This window comes from uncultured Eubacterium sp., assembly GCF_934295145.1.
GTDB lineage: Bacteria > Bacillota > Clostridia > Lachnospirales > Lachnospiraceae > Eubacterium_I.
In genome coordinates, this window is record NZ_CAKRAS010000008.1 from 63,166 (window position 1) to 70,479 (window position 7,314).

The following is a 7,314-nucleotide window of genomic DNA, read 5'->3' on the forward strand; positions in this document are numbered from 1 at the left end:
ACTACTATCGATTTAAACGCATCTGCAGCAGCATATCTGTCTGGAAGCGTCCACGCAGTGTTGTCGTATAAGTTTTTGCATCTGTCTTTTTAATTCCACGAGCTGTCATACAGCTGTGGCATCCCTCGATCAGAACAGCCACATCCTCAGAACCGGTGATCTCCTGCATGATTTCTGCGATATCGGTTCCGATACGCTCCTGCAGCTGTAGACGTTTGGAAACCATGTCCGCAATACGTGCAATCTTGCTCAGGCCAATAACTTTTCCGTTTGGCACATAAGCTACGGTCACTTTCATATCGTACATCAGCGCCATATGATGCTCGCAGTAACTGAAGATATCAATGTCTTTTACAATGACAAAATCGCTGTTATCTGAAGAGAATGTCAGATCTTCTTCAAAAGTTTTGTCAAACATCTGTGCAATCTCATGATTGGTATAATTCATACCTTCAAATACTTCCTCATACATCCGTGCCACGCGATCCGGTGTATCCTTTAACCCTTCTCTGTCCGGATCATCTCCCAGAGCGATCAGAAGTCCACGCACATGCTCACGCACTGCATCTTTATCTATAGCCATCTTTCATCCTCTCTTTCTTATACGCCACGCATTTCGCTGTCCCAGATGATCTTGTGCATCTGCAGCTGCATGTTGACATCATTCATGCGGTTATCCTTCATAAAGTTTACAATATCTTCCAGTACGATCTGTCCGTAAACCGGGCTTAAGTACACATGACATTTCTCTGTCAGATCATAGGTACGGATCACATCCCGCGCACGGCAAAGATCCGTGTAATCTTTTACTACAAATTTAACGGTATCCTGCTGGCGCAAAACTGAAAAATTTTCATCCAGCATATGTGCTTCCATTCCGCTTCCTGGAAGTTTATAGTCCATTGTAAATGACGGTCCGTTCGGAATCTCGGCAAATGTTTTCAGATCCACACTGCCATTGGTCTCGATCTCCACACGCAGTCCTTCTTCTTTTGCCAGTGCTTCCAACAATTCCTGGATATTTTCCTGAAGCAGCGGCTCGCCACCGGTGATCGTCACATTTTTGATTTCCATGCTTCGCAGCAGTTCCACAATCTCCTCTGTGGAAGTCCAGTGGAACCTCGTATCTTTCTCATTTGCCCATTTTGTATCGCAGTATGTACAATCCAGATTGCAACCCTGCATACGCACAAACACTGCCAGTTGTCCTGCACGGGTTCCTTCCCCATTGATACTGCTGAATATTTCAACCACTTTAAAATTTGCCATATTTATTTTCGTCTCCAATTTATACGATTTTCAGATTTCTCGATCTGTTATCTTTTCCTCTTAAAATCCACTATTTTCTTTCGCTTTCAGAATATACTGCACAGTTGTTCGGCGTCTCATATACCGCCATTTCCATCACTTGATAACCCTGTACTGTCATTTTATCATAAAAGAATTTTGCGAAATTTTCTGCAGTCGGTCGAAACGGCACTTCGATCAATCGGAAGTTTTCGTCCTGCAGCGCCTGAATTGTCAGCGGTTTTAATGTACCACTTTCATAGATCAGGGCATGATCATAAAAATCTGCCAGTTTCTTTAAATCTCTGCGGATATCTCCAAAATCAGTAATCATTCCACGCAGCTGTCCATCTTCATGCAACTGCTTTGCTCCGGCTTCCATCACGATCCGCCAGCGGTGTCCATGCAGGTTGCTGCATTTTCCATCATATCCGGCCAGAAAATGTGCCGAATCAAAACTTTCTTCTGTTCTAATTTTATACATATCCCTATCCCTTCTCGTCTGTACCGACCATCATCCACGGAAGCACATCTTACCTCACAAAACCTTTCATCAGATCATTTTCATGAACAAAGCGGAGCGTTTTTTGTAATAGGAATATTACGTAGTAATTTCCTATTACAAAAAAGAGCCATGGCATTTTCACACCATGGCTCGCATAAACACAGATAAAGTTTACCTGATCTAGCCCTGGTTTTATTTTACGACAGGATGGTACAAACGAACTGTCTATTCTGTTTTCCAAACACAACTGATAATTATATCAGCTATACAAAAAATATTCAAGTACTTTTTACTGCGACTGTGCTTCTTCCCGCTCCTCACGAACCAGTTCCAGCACTGCGGAAATTTCACTTCCGGTAGGTGGAGCAGTCTGAAGTTCCTCACGTTTTCCGTCAGCATCCACACCGCAAAGAACGTTGTCTTCATTCGGCATTCCCTGCTCAATGGTAAAATAACGCATTTCGTTATTTTGCGGATTCCACACAATGTACATGGAATGTGCCATCTGCGGTGCCATATTCTGCTTTGGAAGTTCAATACTTGCCACACAGGTTGTATCATCGATATTCAGAATCATTACATCGAAATCTTTTTCAGAGTACGGGCATGGAAGCTTGTCACCATATGGCTGACGGTACAGTGTTGCCATAAATCTGCCCTGCTGCTCTTCCAGTTTCTTCATAAATTCTGCATTTTCTTTGTATGCAGCACGCGGGATAATTCCCCATTCACAGGTTCTGCGGGCATACATTTCAAACTGTGTACGGCTCATCTTGAATTCTTTCACCTGCGGTTTGCCCTGTGGTGCAGTTCCCTGTCCCTGCTGCGGCTGTGCAGCTGCCTGTGCCTGCGCTGCTTTAACTTTCTTCATCGCATCAATAAATTGCGGATGCAGGATCATTTTATCGGTGTCCGGATTTACGATGATACCTTTCAGATCCAGCTGCGGTGCAGAACCGATGCGCAGCAGTTCATCAATGGTCACATTCAGGATCGCCGGATATTTTGTATTTTCTTTCATCTGTGATCTGGATGTGTAAGCCGGTGCAAAATGCTCCCCTTTCTGATTCTGAACAATGATTGGAAGCATACGCGGTGCAGATTTCACATTGATCTTCTCGCCACGTTTTGCTTTCTCGATTACCTGTTTTTTGATCTCTGGCGGGAAATCTGCAGGAACCAGAAATCTCGCATCTTTCATCGCCTGCATCAGTTTCGCCATATTTTCATTTGTTTTTTCGCCCAGAAATGTCTTCATTGCTGTCTCAACAGCCTCGTTTGTAAATTCCGCTGCGACTGTTTTTTTCTCATTTTCCATTGTTTCTACCCTCTCAACTCTCCATCATCCCACAGATCATAAACTGGTTCAAATTGTAATCTTTGCTGTTTTCCCGGATTCGAATGATATTCTCTCCGACAAACATGATCTTTGCCCGAAAAAATCCAGGACTTGCCTCAAACAACCGTGTCTGATGAACGTGAATATCACAGCGTTTGTCAAGGAACCAGGTGAAAGGATTCACACTGTCATCCCATTCCTGAACGATCAATTCCTGTTCCTTTTTCAGTTTTCGCTCATTCATTTTAATTTCCACAATATGTTTGACATAGGCTTTCGCCACCAATCCCCTTTTATCCCGGAACTGGAACAAAATATAATCTTTTCCGGAGGAAATGATTCCTACCCGGGCATATCCCACATCTTGTCCAACCAGTGTGATCGTACACCATTTTCCATGCATGGATGTGCAGTCAAAATATTTTCCGGGTTCACGCACAAGCTTATTCGCCGCCATGAGTAACCTCCTGTTTCTTTCAAAAGACTTCTTCCTATTTATTAAAACTTAAAGTTTTTCAGCAGATCTCCCATGGAAGTTCCGATTTCTTCAGCCTCCGGAATCTCTACCTTTACTTCTTCCTCTTCCTGTTTTTCCTGAAGCAGGGCTTTCATGCTCAGGCTGATCTTGCCATCTTTATTTCCAATGACTTTGACCTGAACTTCCTGTCCTTCTTTCAGAACTACGGAAGGATGTTTGATACGGTCCAGGGAAATCTGGGAAATGTGTACCAGTCCGGTTACGCCATCGCCAAGATCAACAAATGCGCCATAATCTTTGATTGTCTCAACTTTTCCAGTTAAAACATCGCCTTCTTTGATTTCTGCTACTTTTAATTTTTTCTCCGCATCACGGGCCTCTTTCAAAATTTCTCTTGCAGATAATACAAGTTTGTCATTTTCTGCATCTGCAGTAATGATGCGAACCTGCAGTTCTCTGCCAAGCCATGGATTCAGATCATCCACATGGCTTAAACTCAGTCTGGAAGCCGGGATAAATCCACGGATTCCCTCAACCAATGCGATCACACCTTTGTTTACAATACCGGAAACAGTAACAGTCAATGTCTCCTGATTTTCATATAATTCTTTGATTTTCTCCCATGCAAGCAAAGTATCGGTATCTTTCTCTCCATCACCCATTACTTTGTAGGATTCTTCCAGTTCTTTTTCAAAGTCTTTCATTGATTCTGTCATTTTTTCATTCCTTTCCGCAACATATGCTGTCAATTTCTATTTCAAAATTGCAAATTTCGAAAAATATTTAAAAATTGCTTTTCCCTTGATTTTATCTTTTCTGACATAACTGTACTGCTCAGCCTCCTCCGGGGTCGATGCAACACCGGACTTAAGAGCCTCTCCAGCCCACAAACGGCCATCCAATGAATCATTTCGGTTATCACCCATCACAAAGTAACAGCCCTCTGGAACCACAAAGGTATAACCATCATTTTCCCAGGTCCACTCCTCTTTCAGATAATCTTCCTGCAGCGGTTCATCAGATCCGTCAATGTAAACATGTCCGTCACGGATCTCTACCGTCTCACCCGGAAGTCCGATCACACGTTTGATGTATATTTGTTTTTCATCCACCGGATACTCAAACAGGATGATATCACCACGCTGCGGCTCGTCAAACCAGTAAGCAAACCGGAATCCGATCAGCCGGTCATGTGTCATAATTGTATTTTCCATGGAACCAGAAGGAACTTTCGCATTAATGATAATAAACTGTGTCAGCACAAATACAACAATGATCACAATTGCAAACATCCGTACCCAGCTGAATACCTCTTTTCTCGCGGTACGCCTCTTCTCATCTTCCATCTTTCTTCGCTCTGTCTGTCGTTCTTTCTGCATCTGCCATCCCTACCATTCCATATTAATATCCAGTTCTACCGGGCAGTGATCCGATCCAAGTACTTCTGTATGAATCTTCGCGTCCTGCAGTACTTCTCTCAACGCCCCTGACGTCACAAAATAATCAATTCTCCATCCGGCATTCTTCTCCCGAGCTTTAAACCGGTATGACCACCAAGAATAAATTCCCGTCTTCTCCGGATAAAAATAACGAAACGTATCAATCATTCCATTGGCAAGAACCGTTGAAAACTTCTCACGCTCTTCATCCGTAAATCCTGCATTTTTACGGTTTGTCTTTGGATTTTTCAGATCGATCTCCTGATGCGCCACATTCAGATCTCCTGCATAAATCACCGGTTTCGTCTCCTCCAGGAATTTGATATAAGCAAGGAAATCATCCTCCCATTTCATACGATAATCCAGACGCGCCAGTTCACTCTGGGAATTCGGTGTATATACGGTCACAAAGAAAAATTTCTCGTACTCCAACGTGATCACACGGCCTTCATGGTCATGCTCCTCAACCCCAATTCCATAACGGACAGACAACGGTGTTTTTTTCGTAAATACTGCCGTTCCGGAATATCCTTTTTTCTCCGCATAGTTCCAATACTGCTCATACCCCTCCAGATCAAGCTGAATCTGCCCTTCTTGGAGCTTTGTCTCCTGCACACAAAAAATATCTGCGTCTACCTCATGAAAGAAATCAAGAAACCCTTTCTGTACACAGGCGCGCAAACCATTTACATTCCATGAAATTAACTTCATCTTAAACTTCCTTTTATTTCTTCGCAAGCACAGGCATATTTATCGTTCATAAAAATCCTGGCAAAAATGCTTGTTTTTCTATCTTATTTTTCTTTCCGAAACCTCATATTTCCAAACGGTTTCATACTTTTTTAGTATATCATATTCAACAGCAGACAGCAAGCCAACATTTTATATCAGATGTGGAGCAACATCTGTAATTATTCTTCTCAGAATCACTGTACTCTACACTTTTCATTTCCGCAAGTATGAAAACCAGATCATCGGTTCAGGTTTTTCCGGACGTTCACACAGGCTTTTTTCCATCCATACCATATTGTACCAACGATCAAACTTGTAAGCACACTGATGAAATTCTCCGACCATGTTATACTCCAAATGTGTATGAAACTCAATGCTGTCTGTCGTCAGATAAGCATCATTTTCCTGATCAGGATAAGCAATACAGGCATTTACACATACAATATGCTGTCTGCGCAATGCTTCTTCCAGCGCAGCATATAGTTTTTTCCCGATTCCATGTCCTCTCGCATCCATTTTTACATAGATGGATGTCTCTACCGCCCAGTCATAGGCCACCCGTTCATGCAGTGGACCGGCATAGGCATAACCAACGATCTGACCGTTTTTCTCAGCCACCAGATACGGATATTTCACCAGAGTATGTTCGATTCGTTCACGAAACTCCTCCAGCGCTGGAACTTCGTACTCAAAAGTAATCGCGGTATCTAAAATGTACGGCGCATAAATATCCAGAATCTCCTTTGCGTCATAAGGTGTCGCAATGCGGATCTGAGTCTTTGTATTCGCTTCTGATACTGTTCTATTTGTTTCATCCAGAGTTTTCTTTGCTGTGGAAGTTTTTTGTTCTGTTACTTTTTTATCCGCTATTTTTTCAAACGCAATTCTTGGGCTTCCATCGTCTACATAGATAATGCCGCATTTTTCAAATCCATTTTTCAGAATCAGATGCTGCATTATCTTGTTATTCTCATGCGTATCAATTCGTAAATGTTTCTTTTTTCCCCATGCGAAATCAAGTACCTGTGCCATGACGCCATGTGCTTCCGGTGCTGATGCGATCCGATGAATCGTTCCATAGGTACTGTCATCCATCCAGCTGCCCCGCTCGATGTTCTGATAAGTTGGATCTGCTCCAATGATCAGGGCAAATACCCCTTGAAGCTGATTCTGCTCATCTATTACATACAGTTGTTCTTTCTCAATATCTTTTCGTAACGTCTCTTCCGTTGGACGTGTCTGTCCCCACTGGGTTGGGTTTCCATGTTCTGCCATAAATTTACGGGCATATGCATAGATTCCCTGTATTTTTTCCAGATCTTTTTCCTGTGCCAAACGAATCACTTTTCTATCCTTCTTCCCTGCGTTTTTCTATATGCAAGCAAGAAAGTGTGCTATCACACACTTACGCGTTTAAAATTGTCAATAGCACATCTTTCTTGCCCGCGCCGAGCACTCTTGCAAAGCAAGAATCTCTTCTCGTGCGAGTGCGCATCATTTGCACGAAGTGCTTTTGTTTGATAGGAAATTCATC

9 protein-coding genes are annotated in these 7,314 nt (G+C 42.7%); all 9 read right to left on the minus strand.

Translation table 11 applies throughout. The features are described 5' to 3' along the window. Positions 1-4 precede the first annotated feature (4 nt). Positions 5-583 carry a GTP cyclohydrolase I FolE gene (gene folE, locus Q0I54_RS02875; protein ID WP_296116276.1) on the minus strand — a complete coding sequence of 193 codons (579 nt, stop codon included), beginning with the start codon at positions 581-583 and terminating at the stop codon, positions 5-7. 17 nt (positions 584-600) lie between these two features. After that, complete coding sequence (queE, locus tag Q0I54_RS02880; protein WP_296116278.1) at positions 601-1,269, minus strand: putative 7-carboxy-7-deazaguanine synthase QueE; 669 nt, start codon at positions 1,267-1,269, stop codon at positions 601-603. Positions 1,270-1,339: 70 nt separating this feature from the next. Further along, complete coding sequence (locus Q0I54_RS02885; protein WP_296116280.1) at positions 1,340-1,771, minus strand: 6-carboxytetrahydropterin synthase; 432 nt, start codon at positions 1,769-1,771, stop codon at positions 1,340-1,342. 310 nt (positions 1,772-2,081) lie between these two features. After that, positions 2,082-3,110, minus strand: coding sequence for an SseB family protein (locus tag Q0I54_RS02890; protein ID WP_296116281.1), 1,029 nt, complete (start codon positions 3,108-3,110; stop codon positions 2,082-2,084). 13 nt (positions 3,111-3,123) lie between these two features. After that, positions 3,124-3,588 carry a hypothetical protein gene (locus tag Q0I54_RS02895; RefSeq protein WP_296116282.1) on the minus strand — a complete coding sequence of 155 codons (465 nt, stop codon included), beginning with the start codon at positions 3,586-3,588 and terminating at the stop codon, positions 3,124-3,126. 41 nt (positions 3,589-3,629) lie between these two features. Beyond that, positions 3,630-4,325: a S1 RNA-binding domain-containing protein gene (locus Q0I54_RS02900; RefSeq protein ID WP_296116283.1), complete on the minus strand. Its 696-nt coding sequence runs from the start codon at positions 4,323-4,325 to the stop codon at positions 3,630-3,632. Between the two features lie 36 nt (positions 4,326-4,361). Further along, positions 4,362-4,988 carry a signal peptidase I gene (gene lepB / locus Q0I54_RS02905; protein ID WP_296116285.1) on the minus strand — a complete coding sequence of 209 codons (627 nt, stop codon included), beginning with the start codon at positions 4,986-4,988 and terminating at the stop codon, positions 4,362-4,364. Positions 4,989-4,997: 9 nt separating this feature from the next. After that, on the minus strand, positions 4,998-5,759 hold the full coding sequence (locus Q0I54_RS02910; protein WP_296116288.1) for an exodeoxyribonuclease III: 762 nt from the start codon (positions 5,757-5,759) through the stop codon (positions 4,998-5,000). A gap of 234 nt (positions 5,760-5,993) precedes the next feature. Then, complete coding sequence (locus Q0I54_RS13270) at positions 5,994-7,124, minus strand: GNAT family N-acetyltransferase (RefSeq protein ID WP_367270773.1); 1,131 nt, start codon at positions 7,122-7,124, stop codon at positions 5,994-5,996. Positions 7,125-7,314: the final 190 nt, after the last annotated feature.